This window comes from Streptomyces sp. SDr-06, from assembly GCF_003324565.1.
Lineage (GTDB): Bacteria > Actinomycetota > Actinomycetes > Streptomycetales > Streptomycetaceae > Streptomyces.
This window is the reverse complement of the sequence record NZ_QOLA01000016.1, coordinates 180,411-195,081: the sequence shown is the minus strand read 5'-3', so window position 1 is coordinate 195,081 and position 14,671 is coordinate 180,411. Positions and strand designations below refer to the sequence as shown.

The window sequence follows — 14,671 nt, the reverse complement described above, 5'->3', positions numbered from 1 at the left end:
CCTCCAACGCCGCACGCGACTTCGCCGACACCACCCACGGCACCGACCCATCCGTCACCACCACCGGCCCCACCACACCATCAACAGCACCCTCAACCTCAGGAGCCTCCTCGACGATGAGATGCGCATTCGTACCGCTGATACCGAACGACGAGACGCTGGCGCGTCGCGGGTGGTCGGTCTGCGGCCAGGCCCGGTTCTCGGTGATGAGTTCCACCGCGCCCTCGGCCCAGTCCACGTGTGAGGACGGCTGATCCACGTGCAGGGTCTTGGGCAGCAGGCCCTGGCGCATGGCCATCACCATCTTGATGACGCCGCCCACTCCCGCCGCGGCCTGCGAATGGCCGATGTTGGACTTGAGCGAGCCCAGCCACAGCGGCCGGCCCTCCGGTCGGCCCTGACCGTACGTGGCCAGGATCGCCTGCGCCTCGATCGGGTCGCCGAGTGCGGTGCCGGTTCCGTGTGCCTCGACTGCGTCGACGTCCTGCGCCGACAGGCCCGCGCTGGCCAGCGCCTGACGGATGACGCGTTCCTGCGAAGGGCCGTTGGGGGCGGTCAGCCCGTTGCTCGCGCCGTCCTGGTTGATCGCCGAACCCCGGACGACCGCCAGCACCTGGTGGCCGTTCTTCCGCGCGTCGGAAAGGCGTTCCAGGAGCAGCAGACCCGCGCCCTCCGCCCAGGCCGTGCCGTCCGCCGCTTCGGCGAACGCCTTGCACCGGCCGTCCGCCGAGAGACCGCGCTGCCGGCTGAACTCCACGAACATGCCCGGCGTCGCCATGACGGCCACGCCACCGGCCAGCGCGAGGTCGCACTCGCCGTTGCGCAGCGCCTGAGCCGCCATGTGCATCGAAACCAGTGAGGACGAGCAGGCGGTGTCCACCGTCACGGCCGGACCTTGGAGGCCGAGGGTGTAGGAGATGCGGCCCGAGGCGACACTCGCGGTGTTGCCGGTCAGCAGGTATCCGTCGAACCCGGCCGCGCCGTCGTGCAGTTGGGGGCCGTACTCCTGGGTCATTGCGCCGACGAACACGCCGGTCTGGCTGCCGCGCAGCGCGGTCGGGTCGATGCTCGCGCGCTCGATCGCTTCCCACGAGGTCTCAAGGAGCAGCCGCTGCTGCGGGTCCATCGCCGTCGCCTCGCGCGGGCTGATCCCGAAGAAGGCGGGGTCGAATTCCGCCGCGCCGGAGAGGAATCCGCCCTTGGCGACGTACGACGTGCCGGGTCGTTCCAGGTCGGGATCGAGAAGGCGGTCGATGTCCCAGCCACGGTCGGACGGGAAGTCGGTGATGGCGTCGACGCCCTCGCTGACGAGGCGCCACAGGTCCTCGGGAGAGCTGACCTCGCCCGGGTAGCGGCAGGCCATGCCCACGATCGCGATCGGTTCGTCCGTGCTGCCGAGGTCCGGGGAAGCGGGAGCTGCCGCGTCGGACCCCTCGGAGCCCAGCAATTCGCTCTGCAGGTAGCGGGCTACGGCGGTGGGCGTCGGGTGGTTGAACAGCAGGGTCGCCGGGAGCTTCAGGCCCGTGAGGGCCATCAGACGGTTCCGCAGCTCGACGGACGCGAAGGAGTCGAAACCGAAGTCCTTGAACGTGCGGTCGCCGTCCACCGTCTCCGAGGTGACCCGCCCGGTGAGGGCCGCGACCTCCGCACGGATCCGGTCGGTGAGGATCTGCTCGCCCTGGGCGCGGGACGCCTTCATCAGGCGGTCCAGGAGCGGCGAGGAGGGGGCGGACTCGGCGAGTGCGCTGTCGTCGGGCTGATCTGCCAGCACGACGGCGAGCGCAGCGGTGGCCGGGTCGGAACCGTTGTCGGCACTGCCGTCGGCCGGCAGATCGATCCAGTGGCGTTGGCGCTGGAAGGGGTAGGTGGGCAGGTCGAGGTGGGCAGCCGGGGTGGCGGGGTAGAAGCCCGCCCAGTCGACAGGCGCCGCTGCCTGCGTGTAGGCGGTGGCGAGCGAGGTCAGCATCCGCTGCCACGTGTCCTCACCCCGACGCAACGTGCCCGTCACGGCAACCTCGCCCGCACCCTCGCGGATCTCCACCGTCTCCTGCACCGCATGCGTAAGCACCGGATGCGGACTCACCTCGACAAACAGCGAATGCCCGTCATCCAGCAGGGCGTTCGTCGCCGACTGGAAGTGGACTGCCGTGGCCAGATTGGCGTACCAGTACTCCGCACCCATCACCGTCGTATCCGCCACCGGGCCGCCCAGATGACCCTCGACCGTCGAGTAGAACGCAACCCGCGCCGGACGGGCCTCAACCGACGCCAGCACCTCCAGGAGTTCGTCCCGCAGCGGGTGGACGTGTGAGGTGTGCGAGGCGTAATCGATCGGCACCCGACGGGCCCGAACACCCTCGCCCTCGCAATGCGCCAGCAGTTCCTCGACCGCCGCGATATCACCCGCCACCACGGTGGCCGACGGGCCATTGACCGTCGCCACCATCAACCGCCCACCCCACCGGGCCACGAAAGCCTCAGCCTCAGCCAGCGGCAACGGGAGGGAAACCATGCCGCTCAGACCCGCCAGCCGGACCAGCGCCCGCGAACGCAACGCCACAATCCGCGCCGCATCCTCCAGAGACAACACACCCGCGAAATGCGCCGCAGCGATCTCACCCTGCGAATGACCCACCACCGCATCCGGCGTGACCCCCAGGTGTTCCCACAGCCGCGCCAGCGAAATCATCACCGCCCACAGAGCGGGCTGAACAACCGCATCACCCTCCAGAGCAGGCGCACCCTCCACCTGCCGCAGAACATCGATCAGATTCCAGCCCGTGTACGGCTCCAACGCCGCAGCACACGCCGCCAGGTGCTCCGCAAACACCGGGCTCGAAGCCATGAGCTCCACACCCATGCCCACCCACTGCGAACCCTGACCCGGGAAGACGAACACCGTCCGCCCATCCCCAGCCCCAGCCGAACCCGTCACCACCCGCCCCGACGGCTCACCCGCCGCCAACGCCGTCAACCCGCCCCGGAAATCAGCCAGATCACGACCCGACACCACCGCACGGTGATCAAACACCGACCGGCCCACCACCAACCCACGACCCACATCAACAGGAGACAGCCCGGGATGCAGATCCACGTACTCCAACAACCCCGCCGCCTGCGCCTCCAACGCCGCACGCGACTTCGCCGACACCACCCACGGCACCGACCCATCCGTCACCACCACCGGCCCCACCACACCATCAACAGCACCCTCAACCTCAGGAGCCTCGCGGAGGACGACGTGGCAGTTGGTGCCGCCCATGCCGAAGGAGCTGGTGCCGGCGATCAGGGGGCGGTCGGGGTGGGGCCAGGCCGTGAGGTCCTGCTGGACGGTCAGGCGGAGTTCGTCGAAGGCGATGTCGGGGTTGGGTGTCTCGAAGTTGAGGCTGGGCGGCAGTTCGCGGTGCCAGATGCTGAGGGCCGTCTTGAGCAGGCCGACGATGCCCGCCGCGCCTTCGAGGTGGCCGACGTTGGTCTTCGCGGAGCCCACACGCAGCGGGGAGTCGGCGGGGCGGCCGGTGCCGAGGGCGGCGCCCAGTGCGGCAGCCTCGATCGGGTCGCCCACGCGCGTGCCTGTGCCGTGGAGTTCGACGTACTGGACGTCCTGGGGGCGGGTGCCGGCGCGTTCGTGGGCCCGGCGGATGACGTCCTCCTGGGCGTCCGCGCTGGGCACGGTGAGACCGGGCGTGGCGCCGTCGTTGTTGACGGCGCTGCCCTCGATGACGCAGTAGATCCGGTCGCCGTCCGCCACCGCCTGGGACAGGGTCTTGAGGGCCAGGAAGGCGCCGCCCTCGCCGCGTACGTAACCGTTGGCCCGGGCGTCGAACGTCTTGCACAGTCCGTCCGGTGAGAGGCCGCCGAACTTGCTGGAGCCGATGGTGCTCTCCGGCACGATGGCGAGGTTGACGCCGCCCGCGAGGGCGAGGGTGCACTCTCCGGCGCGGAGGCTCTCCGCGGCCAGGTGCACCGACACGAGCCCGGAGGACTGAGCCGCGTCGATGGCGAGGCTGGGTCCGTTGAGGCCGAGTGTGTACGACAGGCGGTTGGCGATGATGCTGCGGTGGAGCCCGGTGACGGAGTGGCGGTCGATGCGCTCGGTGCCGTGCTTGTAGAGCCGGATCGCGTAGTCGTCCCACATGGCGCCCACAAAGACGCCCGTACGGGTCCCGGCGAGGTGGGCGGGGACGATGTCGGCGTCCTCCAGGGCCTCCCAGCCGAGTTCCAGCATCAGTCGCTGCTGGGGGTCCATCATCGCGGCTTCGTTGGGCGAGATGCCGAAGAAGTCGGCGTCGAACCCGGCGATGTCGTCCAGGTAGCCGCCGCGCGTCGTGGTGATCATTCCCGGCGCGGTGGCGTCGGGATCGAGCAGGCGGCGGGCGTCCCAGCGGTCTGCCGGGACGTCGGTGATGCCGCTCCTGCCGTCGCGCAGCAGCTCCCAGAAGGCCTCGGGGCCGTCGGCCTCGGGCAGGCGGCACGACAGTCCCACGACGGCTATGGGCTCGCGGGCGGACTCCTTGGGCCCGTGTGCCCGCGCATCGCCGTCGGCGCTTCGCGCTTCGGACCGGAACTTGTCGACGTCCTGCACCAGGACCTCCCCCAACGGTTGCTTAGAAGAACAGGTGTGGCTGCGGCTATCCGCGGTCGATCGATTCGTGAAGGGCGTGCTCACTGGGGACGGGCCGGGAGGCCGTGTCGGTCCCGGGGTCCGCAGGTTGCTCTCATCGCCAGGAGGCGAGCTGTGTCAGCAGGTCGTCCGGCGCGTCCATGAAGTCGTAGTGGCCGCCGTCGAGGACCCGGAATTCGACCGAGTCCGCGTAGTGGCGCCACCCTTCGAGCTCGTCGAGGCTCACGTCGGTGTCGTCGCGCCAGTGCAGGACGACGATGGGGCAGTCCACCTTGACGGGCTCAGGCCGCCGGTAGGCACCCGCGGCGGCGTGGTCGCGGAGGAGCACCAGCATGCCCATGTCGATCATGTCGGGCCGGGGCTCGATGCCGCGGCCGCGGATGAACGACTCCAGTTCGGCGCGCAGTTCGGGCTCGGTCATGGTGAGCATGCGGTCGCGCGAGGCGTCGTGCGGGGCGGGCTGGCCCGAGACGAACAGGCGGTCGGGGCCGGGCAGGCCGCGCTCGGCGAGGCGGAGCACGGTCTCGTACGCGGGCATCGCGCCGGCGCAGTGCGCGAAGATCGCGTACGGCCGGTCGAGGACGGGCTCCAGGGCTTCGACCAGGTTGTCGGCCAGGTTCTCGTACGTGCCGTAGTGCGGGTGGCCCAGCCGGTTCTCGCGGCCCGGGAACTGCACGGCGCGGACTTCCGCGTCGCCGATCGCTGCGGGCCAGGCGCTGAACGCGGAGGCTCCGGCTCCCGAGAAGGGGAGGCAGAAGATCTGGGCGGTGTGCTCGTCGGACCGCGGCCGGACGAACCACGGCGAGGCGGCGGTGGTGGATCCGGGTGTCATGGCGTCTTTCGTTTCTGGGCGACGATGGGCAGATGGGTCATCCCGGCGATGAAGTACGAGCGCAGGTGCTCCGGTTCGCCGGCGAGCTCGATCGACTCGAAGCGCTGGAGCAGTTCCTCGAAGAAGATGCGCAGCGTCATCCGCGCGAGCGGGGCGCCGATGCAGAAGTGTGTCCCGAAGCCGAACGCGGCCTGGCGCTTGGCGCCTTCGCGGGTGATGTCGAAGGTGTGCGGGTCGGGGAAGAGGGACTCGTCGCGGTTGGCCGATCCGATCCACGCCACGACGGCGCCGCGGGCGGGGATGGTGCCGCCGCCGATCTCGACGTCGTCGACGGCGTACCGCATGAAGTTGCACGCGGCCGACGTCCAGCGCAGGCCTTCCTCGACGAGGTTGGGGACCAGCGTCAGGTCGGCCGCCGCCTTGTCGTACTGCTCGGGCCGCTCGATGAGCGCCTGGACGGTGCCCGAGACGGTGTGCGGCGTCGTCACGTTGGCGCCGAGCAAAATGCTGTAGCCGTCGAGGGCGATCTCCTCGTCGCTCAGCGGCTCGCCGCCGGGGCGCACGCTCATGAGGTGGTGGAGCAGGCTCTCGCCCTCTTCACCGGTCGCGCGCCGGGTCTTGACCCATTCCTTGACGTAGGTGACGAGTTCGTGGTGGGAGATGGCCAGGGTCGCGGCCTCGCTGCCCAGCTGGAAGTGCGGGTCCGAGGGGGCGGTCACCATCGCGGTCAGCTGGACGAGTTCGGCCCAGTCCTGCTCCGGGATGCCAAGCAGGGGGCCGGTGACCATCGCCGGCAGGAGCAGCGCCTTCTCGGCGAGGTCGAAGACCTCGCCGTCGAGCGCGGGCTCCAGGAAGCGCACGACCGTCGAACGGATCGAGTCCTCCCAGGACTTCACCGCCCGCGCCGTGAGCTTGGCCCCGAGCGGCCTGCGGACCTCGGTGTGCCGCGGCGGGTCGGTGGACGTCATCAGCACGCCGGCCGCGACGTCGTCCGTCCCGAGGTGGGTGGGGACGGTGCCGCGCTCGGAGGTGAACTCGCGGTGGTTGGCGAGGACGCGGTGGACGTCCTCGTAGCGCGTCACCGACCAGAACTCCCGCCCGTCCGCGAGGACTTGGTGGTGCAACGGCGCCTTGGCGCGCATCACGTCCCAGACGGGGTGCGGATCGCCCGTGGCGTAGAGGTCGAGGTCGAACAGGTCGACGGTGTCGAGGTCGACGTCGCGGACGGGTCCCGGCGTCAGTCTCACGTCCGTGCCCTCCCCTTCTCGATCAGTTCGGCGACCCGGGCGGGGGTCTGCGCGAGGTAGAAGTCGCGTACGGACAGCTGGACGCCGTAGTCCTCGAGCACCTGCTCGATGATCTTGATTCCGGTCAGCGAGTTGCCGCCGAGCGCGAAGAAGTCGTCATCCGGGCCGACCTCGCGGCCGTTGAAGTGTTGCCCCCACATCTGCGCGATCTCCTGCACGAGCACCACCGGCTCGCCCGTGGAGGCGTGTCGCTCCGCTGCCTCGTCCGGTGCGGTTCGCTCGTGGACCTGCGTCGACGATTCCATTGCCCGATTTCCTTCCTCCGCCGGCCGGGAGTGCCCCGCCCGGCCACGACTGGCCCCGTCCACGGATCGTCACCACCATCACGGTGCCTGGGTCCTGGTGCTGTCCCGCCGGCGAGACGGGTCTTCAGGGGGCGGCTGGACGAGTCTCTCGTGATCGCCTTCCGCCCGTGCCGTGGCGGTGGTGTGCGGCGTTCGCCGGCCGGACGGGGTTGAGAGCGGCCGCCGAGTCTGCATGTCGGCACCGGCCGCGGCCGCCGTGCCCGCGGTGCGGCCTGTGGGGCCGGTGGCGGCGCCGTCGGTCTTGCGTACGTGCCGGACGCACGGGCCCTCACGGGCGTGCGAGTACCGGCCAACTGCCCTCTGTACAGGCCGAGTTGGCACTGTTGGTCGAGGTTGCGCGGTCCAACAGACCGGCGCCGCCTCGGCGACGCGGGGGTGCGTCGAGGCGGCGCGGGTGGGGACGCGCACGAACTGGTCTCAACTGGCCCGCGTCAGGCTCGCTTCTTGAACGTGGAAACCGACCAGACGTAGCCGAGGACGGTGAACCCGACGCACCAGGCGATGGCCGCGATCGCGTCGCCGCTCGACGCGCCGCCCATCAGCAGGCCGCGCAGCGTCTCGATGATCGGGGTGAAGGGCTGGTACTCCACGAACTGCCGCACGCCCGCGCCCATGGTGTCGGCGGGGACGAACGCGCTGCTGAGGAACGGCAGCATGATCAGCGGGGTGGCGGCCATGCCCGCGCCCGCCGCGGTCTTGGCGGCCAGGCCCATGGCGATGATGAGCCAGCTGGCAGCGAAGCTGACCAGGGCGACGAGGCCGAGGGCGGCGAACCAGTCGGAGGCGCTCGCGCTGGGGTCGAAGCCCATCGCGAAGGCCACGCCGACGATGACCGCGCAGGCCACCAGGCACCGCACCGTGGTGATGACGACGTGTCCGGTCAGCATGGCTCCGCGCGAGACGTCCATCGTCTTGAAGCGGTTGATGATGCCCTTGGCCATGTCGTCGTTCACGGCCGTCGCAGTGGCACCCATCCCATAGCTGATGGTCATCACGAGCAGGCCGGGTGTCGCGTAGTCGATGTAGGGGACGCCGACGCTGAACCCGCCGCCGAACACCTTGACGAAGATGAGCATCATCACGATCGGGAACAGGACCGCGTTGAAGACCGTCACGGGGTTGCGCGTGGTGTGCTTCAGGTTGCGGCGCAGCATGATCGTGGAGTCGGCCAGGGCCGTGGAGACACTGCTCACTGGGAGATCACCTCCTTGCTGGTGCGCTCGGTCAGGGCGAGGAAGACGTCGTCGAGGTCGGGGGTGTGGACGGTGAGTTCGTCCGCCTCGATGCCGGAGGTGTCCAGCCAGTCGAGGATGGAGCGCAGCTCACGCTGGGTACCGTCGCTGGGGATCTGCACCGAGCGGGTCTCGTCGTCTGCGGTCGCGTCGCGCAGCGCCGTGGCGGCGGACCGGTAGCTGCCGGCGTCGTTGAAGCGCAGGCGCACGTAACCGCCGGGGATGAGCCGCTTCAGTTCCTCCGCGGTGCCCTCGGCGACGAACTTGCCCTCGCTCAGTACCGCGATGCGGTCGGCGAGTTCGTCGGCCTCCTCCAGGTACTGGGTGGTGAGGAAGATGGTGGTGCCCTCGGCCACGAGCTCGCGGACGATGCCCCACATCGTGCGGCGGCTACGCGGGTCGAGACCCGTGGTCGGCTCGTCCAGGAAGATGATCTCCGGGTTGCCGACCAGCGTCATGGCGAGGTCCAGCTTCCGGCGCATACCGCCGGAGTAGGTCCGGGCCATCTTGTCCGCCGACTCCACGAGGTCGAACCGCTCGAGCAGGCTCGTGACCAGCTTCTCGCCGGAGCGCACGCGCTTGAGAGCCGCCATCATCTGGAGGTTCTCCCGGCCCGAGAGCAGGTCGTCCACCGCGGCGAACTGACCGGTCACGCCGATGGCGGCGCGCACCTGCTTGGTCGCGGTCGCCACGTCGTGCCCGGCGACCTGCACCGAACCGGCGTCGGCCGTCAGCAGCGTCGCCAGGACGTTCACGGTCGTCGTCTTGCCCGCGCCGTTCGGCCCGAGCAGGGAGAAGATCGATCCCGCGGCGACATCGAAATCGATGCCATCGAGGACGGTCTTGTCCCCGTATGCCTTCCGCAGCCCTGAAACTGCAATCGCTGTTCGTCTCATGCCACCACGGTCGCGGGCGGCGCTGTCGCCCGCCTGTCACCGCTCTGGCAAAACCGCCGACTCGGGCGGTTCTCGCTGTCGTGGGGGAACAAATCAGCCTGCGGCACGGGCAGTTGAGTGCCCGCCCGCAGGCTGTGGTGGCAGCGCGGAGTGGCCGGTCTCCGCCGTGCGGAGCCGGTGCGTACCGCCGCTCTCACGCTTCCAGGGTGCCGCGTACGCAGGTCACGCTCGCGCCGCCGACCCAGATGTCCTTGCCCAGGCTCTCCACGGTGAGCACGCCCTGCCGTCCCAGGCACGCGCCCTGGCCGACCCGGAAGTCGCGCGGGGCCCTGCCCGTACCGATGAGCCACTGGGCGAGGCCCGCGGTGAGGCTTCCGGTGACGGGATCCTCGCGCACGCCCTTGGGCAGCGCGAAGGCGCGGGCCTCGAACTGCACGGGCGAGCCCTCGGGGTGGGCGCCGACCACGCCGAGCACCAGCTCGGCCATGTGCCGGTCGTCCGGCTTCAGGGCCAACACCTCCGCCGCCGAGGCGAGTTGTACGGCGGCCCAGCCCGGCCCGTTGTCGACCCACTGGTGGCCCACGATCCGTGCGCGGTCGATGCCCAGGCCGCGGGCGATGGTCTCCAGGTGTGCGTCGTCCAGGGGGCCGCTGCGGCTCGGGGCCGGGGCCCGGAAGCCGAGGCCGCCGCCGCTGTGCCGCACCTGGACGAGCCCGGCGCCGCACTCCTGTGTCAACTCTCCGGGCTTCTTCGGTGTGCCTCCGGCCTCCAGCCAGGCGTGCGCGGAGCCCAGGGTGGGGTGGCCGGCGAACGGGATCTCCCCGCCCGGGGTGAAGATCCGCAGCCCGTAGTCGGCCTCGTCGTGGGTGGGCGCGACGACGAACGTCGTCTCGGACAGGTTGGTCCACCGCGCGATGCGTGCCATGTCCTGGTCGGCGATCCCGTCGCCGTCCAGGACGACGGCGACGGGATTGCCCAGGAAGGGGACCTCGGTGAACACGTCGACCTGCGAGAAGGGACGCCGACGGCGCGACGTCGTCATTCCCCCTCCCCCTCGACCAGGACGAGGTCCATGTGCGTGCCGTCCCGGAGCGGGACGATGGCGCGGTACTCCGGCGAGGCGTACCAGCGGCGGGCGTCCTCGGCCGTGGGGAACCCCATGACCGACATGTGCTCGGGGTGCCACGCGCCCTCGAACACCTCGAACTCCCCGCCGCGGATCACGAACCCCCCGCCGTACAGGCGCAGGGTGTCCAGCACCTTCGCGCGGTACTCCGCCATGCGCTGCTCGTCGCCGATGACGCCGACGTTGCCGATCAGTAGTGCCGTCATGCGGTGTGTCCTCTCTCCCTGGTTCCCTGATTCCCTGGTTCCCTGGTTCCCTGGGTCCTCAGCAGGTGAACTCGGCCTCGGTGCCGATGCCGAGGCGGCGTGCGGCACGGACGATGGCGAATCCGGAGGCGACGTCCTGCGCGGCCATGCCGAGCGATTTGTAGAGCGTGCGCTCGGTGGAGCCGGTGCGGCCGGGATGCTTGCCCAGGAGGACCTCGCCGATCTCGGTCAGCGGCCGGTCGGCGGGGACCAGGCCCTCCTCCACGGGCGCGGCGATCTCGGAGGACTCGCGCAGCGCTCCGTCCCTGCTGTCCACGAAGACCGTGCACGAGGCCACGGCGCCCGCGTCCAGCTCGCGCTTGCCCGGGACGGAGGAGCCGACGGCGTTGACATGCACGCCCTCGGCCAGGTCCGCCGCGCGGACCACGGGTTCGGCCGTGTCGACGGTCGTGCACACCAGGTCGGCGCCGCGCAGCGCGTCCGCGGGCGTGTCGGTCAGCTCGACGTCGACGCCGGCCGTCGCACGCGCCCACGCCACGAACTCCTCGGCCCGTACCCGGCCCCGGTTCCACAGCCGGACCCTGCGCAGCGGCCGGACCTCCCGCAGCGCGAGCAGATGGCTGCGCGCCTGGGTGCCGGCCCCGATGAGGGCGAGGTCGCCGGCGTCCGGGGCGGCCAGCGCCTCGGTCGCCACGGCGGAGGCCGCGGCTGTGCGCAGCGCGGTCACGGACGCGCCGTCGATCAGTGCCAGGGGTTGCGCGGTCTCGGGGTCGAACACCACCACCAGACCCACGTGGGTCGGCAGCCCCCGGGCGTGGTTGCCGGGCGCGTGCAGCACCGCCTTCATGCCGTATCCCGAGTCAATCTCGCCGACGACGTGACACGGCATGGCGGCGAACAGCGAGGTGTCCCGGCCGGATCCGAGGACGGTGCGCACCGGCTGGACGACGTCGCCGCCGCTGTAGCGGCGCATCACCTCGGCCACCACCTGGTGCGCCTGCGCCACCGGCAGGGCCTGGCGTACCTGGTCCCCGTTCAGGAGAAGCACGGAGCCTTCTCCTTCGTGTTCTGCTTCTGGTGCGCGCTCACCGTGGCGCCGCCGAAAACCGACCAGACCATGCGGATGGGCCGGGTGCGGGAGATGAACTCCAGGCCGTGCAGCTGCGCGGCCGGCAGAGTGGTGAGCGCGAGATCCGCGCTTCCGTCGACGACCGCGCGGGCGGCGGCGCTGGTGGAGTCCTCGTGAATCACCTTGAAGGTCTCGTGCCGCTCCGGCAGGAGCTGGGCGATGATCGGCTCGGGCGAGGGGTGGCTGGAGATGACCGGGACGTCCGGCACCGGCCCGGAGTCCCGGCGCTTGGCGATGCCGTACAACGGGGTGTCCATCACGAAAACCCCGGCCAGGTCGACGGCCGGGTCCATGTAGAACTGGAAGACCGCCTTGTAGGCGTTGGCCACGACGATGTGGCTCACCTCGCCGGCGCGGAGGGCCTCTCCGGCCTCCTCGTAGGTGTCGTACAGACGGATGTCGACGCGCGGCCCGTCGGGTCCGGTCATCTGCACGGCGTACCGCTTGGCCGCCACTTCGCTGCTGGTTCCGGGCGGGCCGAGCGTGCCGATCACCGCGGGACGGTGGGAGCCGGGGCGCAGGAGCGAGATCAGGTCGGAGGGCATCATCGGGTGTTCCCTTCGCTTGGCGTGGATGAGGGGTGGGTCAGGGGTACGGACGGCTCGACGGTGAGGAGCCACTCCGGGTGGGTCACGTCCCCGCCCTGGGCGGTCGTCGCCGTGTGGTAGAGCGCGGCCACGCGGGCCGCGACCGGTCCGGCCGAGCCGCTGCCGATGACCCGGCCGGACAGCTCGACCACGGAGGCCACTGCCTTGCCGGTGGAGGTGAGGAACACCTCGTCGGCGGTGTAGAGGTCCGCGGGGCTGAGCGTGCGTTCCAGGACCGTCGTCCCGTTCTCCCGGCACAGGGTGATCACGGTGTCCCGGGTGATGCCGGGCAGCAGGTCGCCGGTGGCCGGCGGGGTGACGAGTACGCCGTCGCGCACCACGAACACGTTGGCGGTACTCGCTTCGGCGACGTTGCCCCAGCGGTCCAGGAGGATGGCGTCGTCGTACCCGGCCGCGCGCGCCTCGTCGCAGGCGAGGGCGCTGGTCACATAGCCACCGGCGGTCTTCGCCTGAACGGGGAGCGCGTCGCTGGAGGGGCGCCGCCAGGCGCTGAGGGCGCAGCGCACCTCGTCGGCCGCGCCGGAGGTCGGATATCCGAACGTGGTGAGGGACAGCGCGTCGGACACCCCGGCGAGGGAGACGCCGGGCGGGGTGCCCGGCAGCAGGGAGAGCTTGTGCGCCAGGGGACGCACGTAGACGTCTCCCTCGTGCGCGTTCCTGCGCAGCAACTCGACGGTGATGTCGATGAGTTCCTGGGCGGTGGAGGGGATGCCGGTGATGCGCAGGATCCGGCAGCCGCGCAGCAGGCGTTCGTAGTGCTCGCGGGCCCGGAACAACTGGTGTCCGTGGTCGGTGCGGTAGGCACGGATGCCCTCGAACACCGCGGTCCCGTAGTGCAGTCCCTGGGTGGAGAGCGGCAGCCGCGGGGCCGTGGCCGCGACGAAGTCACCGCGGTCGTAGGCCCAGGGGCCGAGGCCGAGCTGGGTCGGCCGCTGCTCGGGGGCGGCGTCGAGGACGGGCGGGCCGGCCGTCATGCCCGGTCCCCGGCGATCCGCTCGGCCGAGCGGGACTCGACCGAGGCCCCGGTGTTTGCGTCGCGCAGGTCCCGCACGCGGGCGGCCTTCCAGCTCACCATGGCGCCGGTGCTGGTGATGGGGCCGGGGTCACCGAAGCCCACGCTCAGCTCGGTGTCCAGTTCCTCGCGACAGTCCGCCACGGCCCGTTCGACGTCGAGGTCCTGGATGCGGTCCGGTTCGGCGTTCAGGGTCAGGGACAGCAGGTCGGTGCCCGTGGCGTCGCCGGAGACGGTGATCTGATAGTCGAGGTAGCCGCGGAAGTGGCGCAGCAGCAGGTTCTCCAGGTCGTAGCCGTTGACGAGGTGCCCGTTGAGCCGGAGCCGGTCGCGGACGCGTCCGACGGCTTCCACCGATGGCGCCGGTACGGCGGCACCGAGGCCGGGCTCAGTCATGCGCACCATGTCGCCGGTGCGGTAGCGGACGAGGGGTTTGGCGCCGGTGTACAGGTTGGTGACGACGAGTTCGCCGTAGCGCACCCCGTCGGGGCCGGGCGTCACGGGCTCACCGGTGGCGGGGTCGATCACCTCGTAGAGGTTGATCAGCGGTGCGATGCGCAGCGTTCCGTCGGAGGTGGCGGCCGCGAGGACAGAGGCCTCCTGGGAGGCGTAGAGGCAGTTGTGGGCCTCGGCGCCCCAGAGTTCGCCGATGTTGTCGCGCAGGCTGGGCGAGAGCAGCTCGCCGGTCATCATGAGGACGTCGAGGGAGAAGTCGCGGCGGGGGTCGAGGCCCGCCTCGACGGCCTTGCGGGCCAGGCTCAGGGCCATGCCCGGCGTGCAGAAGAGACCGGTGACCGGCAGCAGTCGCATGACCTCAAGGGCGCGGTCGAACCCGATGACGGGGGAGTGCGGCCACATCTTGGCGACGGCGTGCCCGAGGTTGCGGCACACGTCGCCGAACGTGTCACCAGTGGCGTGCAGTTCGGTGGGGCCCGAGATGCCGATGACCTGGCTGTCACCGTGCGGCGCGAGGACGTCCCGGTAATAGGCGGTCAGGACCGTGTTGTTGTGGATGGTGTCGCCGTTGGTGCGGGGGCACGGAGTCGGCTTCCCGGTGGTGCCGGTGGTCTCGTAGAAGGTCCAGGCGGCGGAGACGGGGAGGGAGAGGAGGTCGAACTGGGCTTCCTGCAATTCCGCCTTGGTGGTGAAGGGGAGGTTCCGCAGATCCTCGAGCCCGAGTCCCGAAAGGGCCTCGTCAGATATTCCGCGCAGCTTCGTCCCGTAGAACGGGGAGTTGGCGCGTACATAGGCGAGCACCTCGCGCAGCTTTCCGGTCTGGTGCCTTTCCAGATCGTCGGCCGACCACTTCCCCGCGGCGAACTCGTCGAACAGTCCGCGCAGCTCGTCGGTGAGCGCAGCGGATTCCGGGTCGTATTGCGTGAACACCCATCCTC

At 70.6% G+C, this 14,671-nt stretch carries 12 protein-coding genes; all 12 read right to left on the bottom strand.

What is annotated here, in order from left to right; translation table 11 throughout:
- A partial coding sequence (locus tag DT019_RS27790) for a type I polyketide synthase (protein ID WP_114039681.1) occupies positions 1-4,495 on the bottom strand: 4,495 nt, incomplete at its 3' end.
- A gap of 223 nt (positions 4,496-4,718) precedes the next feature.
- Positions 4,719-5,456: a thioesterase II family protein gene (locus tag DT019_RS27785; RefSeq protein ID WP_114039665.1), complete on the bottom strand. Its 738-nt coding sequence runs from the start codon at positions 5,454-5,456 to the stop codon at positions 4,719-4,721.
- Positions 5,453-6,703, bottom strand: a complete 1,251-nt coding sequence (locus tag DT019_RS27780; protein ID WP_114039664.1) for a cytochrome P450 — start codon at positions 6,701-6,703, stop codon at positions 5,453-5,455. The genes DT019_RS27785 and DT019_RS27780 overlap by 4 nt, the downstream gene beginning before the upstream one ends.
- Positions 6,700-7,008, bottom strand: coding sequence for an acyl carrier protein (locus tag DT019_RS27775; protein WP_114039663.1), 309 nt, complete (start codon positions 7,006-7,008; stop codon positions 6,700-6,702). Before DT019_RS27775 ends, DT019_RS27780 begins: the two co-directional genes overlap by 4 nt.
- A gap of 491 nt (positions 7,009-7,499) precedes the next feature.
- On the bottom strand, positions 7,500-8,261 hold the full coding sequence (locus DT019_RS27770) for an ABC transporter permease (RefSeq protein WP_114039662.1): 762 nt from the start codon (positions 8,259-8,261) through the stop codon (positions 7,500-7,502).
- Positions 8,258-9,196 carry an ATP-binding cassette domain-containing protein gene (locus tag DT019_RS27765; protein WP_114039661.1) on the bottom strand — a complete coding sequence of 313 codons (939 nt, stop codon included), beginning with the start codon at positions 9,194-9,196 and terminating at the stop codon, positions 8,258-8,260. Before DT019_RS27765 ends, DT019_RS27770 begins: the two co-directional genes overlap by 4 nt.
- Before the next feature lie 193 nt (positions 9,197-9,389).
- Entirely contained in the window at positions 9,390-10,238 is an 849-nt protein-coding gene (locus DT019_RS27760) for a PhzF family phenazine biosynthesis protein (protein ID WP_114039660.1), read from the bottom strand.
- On the bottom strand, positions 10,235-10,528 hold the full coding sequence (locus DT019_RS27755) for a DUF1330 domain-containing protein (protein ID WP_114039659.1): 294 nt from the start codon (positions 10,526-10,528) through the stop codon (positions 10,235-10,237). Before DT019_RS27755 ends, DT019_RS27760 begins: the two co-directional genes overlap by 4 nt.
- Before the next feature lie 58 nt (positions 10,529-10,586).
- A complete protein-coding gene (locus tag DT019_RS27750) occupies positions 10,587-11,576 on the bottom strand; it encodes an ornithine cyclodeaminase family protein (protein WP_114039658.1) in 990 nt (329 codons plus the stop codon).
- Complete coding sequence (locus DT019_RS27745; RefSeq protein WP_223279795.1) at positions 11,564-12,205, bottom strand: prephenate dehydratase domain-containing protein; 642 nt, start codon at positions 12,203-12,205, stop codon at positions 11,564-11,566. The genes DT019_RS27750 and DT019_RS27745 overlap by 13 nt, the downstream gene beginning before the upstream one ends.
- On the bottom strand, positions 12,202-13,239 hold the full coding sequence (ilvE, locus tag DT019_RS27740) for a branched-chain-amino-acid transaminase (protein WP_114039657.1): 1,038 nt from the start codon (positions 13,237-13,239) through the stop codon (positions 12,202-12,204). The genes DT019_RS27745 and ilvE overlap by 4 nt, the downstream gene beginning before the upstream one ends.
- Positions 13,236-14,663, bottom strand: a complete 1,428-nt coding sequence (locus DT019_RS27735) for a phenylacetate--CoA ligase family protein (RefSeq protein WP_114039656.1) — start codon at positions 14,661-14,663, stop codon at positions 13,236-13,238. The genes ilvE and DT019_RS27735 overlap by 4 nt, the downstream gene beginning before the upstream one ends.
- Positions 14,664-14,671 lie beyond the last annotated feature (8 nt).

Bases quoted from the DNA above. Each gene is read 5' to 3' on its own strand.
- DT019_RS27760 (WP_114039660.1), bottom strand. From the start codon at position 10,238: ATGACGACGTCGCGCCGTCGGCGTCCCTTCTCGCAGGTCGACGTGTTC.
- DT019_RS27745 (WP_223279795.1), bottom strand. From the start codon at position 12,205: ATGATGCCCTCCGACCTGATCTCGCTCCTGCGCCCCGGCTCCCACCGT.
- DT019_RS27765 (WP_114039661.1), bottom strand. From the start codon at position 9,196: ATGAGACGAACAGCGATTGCAGTTTCAGGGCTGCGGAAGGCATACGGG.
- DT019_RS27785 (WP_114039665.1), bottom strand. From the start codon at position 5,456: ATGACACCCGGATCCACCACCGCCGCCTCGCCGTGGTTCGTCCGGCCG.
- ilvE (WP_114039657.1), bottom strand. From the start codon at position 13,239: ATGACGGCCGGCCCGCCCGTCCTCGACGCCGCCCCCGAGCAGCGGCCG.
- DT019_RS27775 (WP_114039663.1), bottom strand. From the start codon at position 7,008: ATGGAATCGTCGACGCAGGTCCACGAGCGAACCGCACCGGACGAGGCA.
- DT019_RS27755 (WP_114039659.1), bottom strand. From the start codon at position 10,528: ATGACGGCACTACTGATCGGCAACGTCGGCGTCATCGGCGACGAGCAG.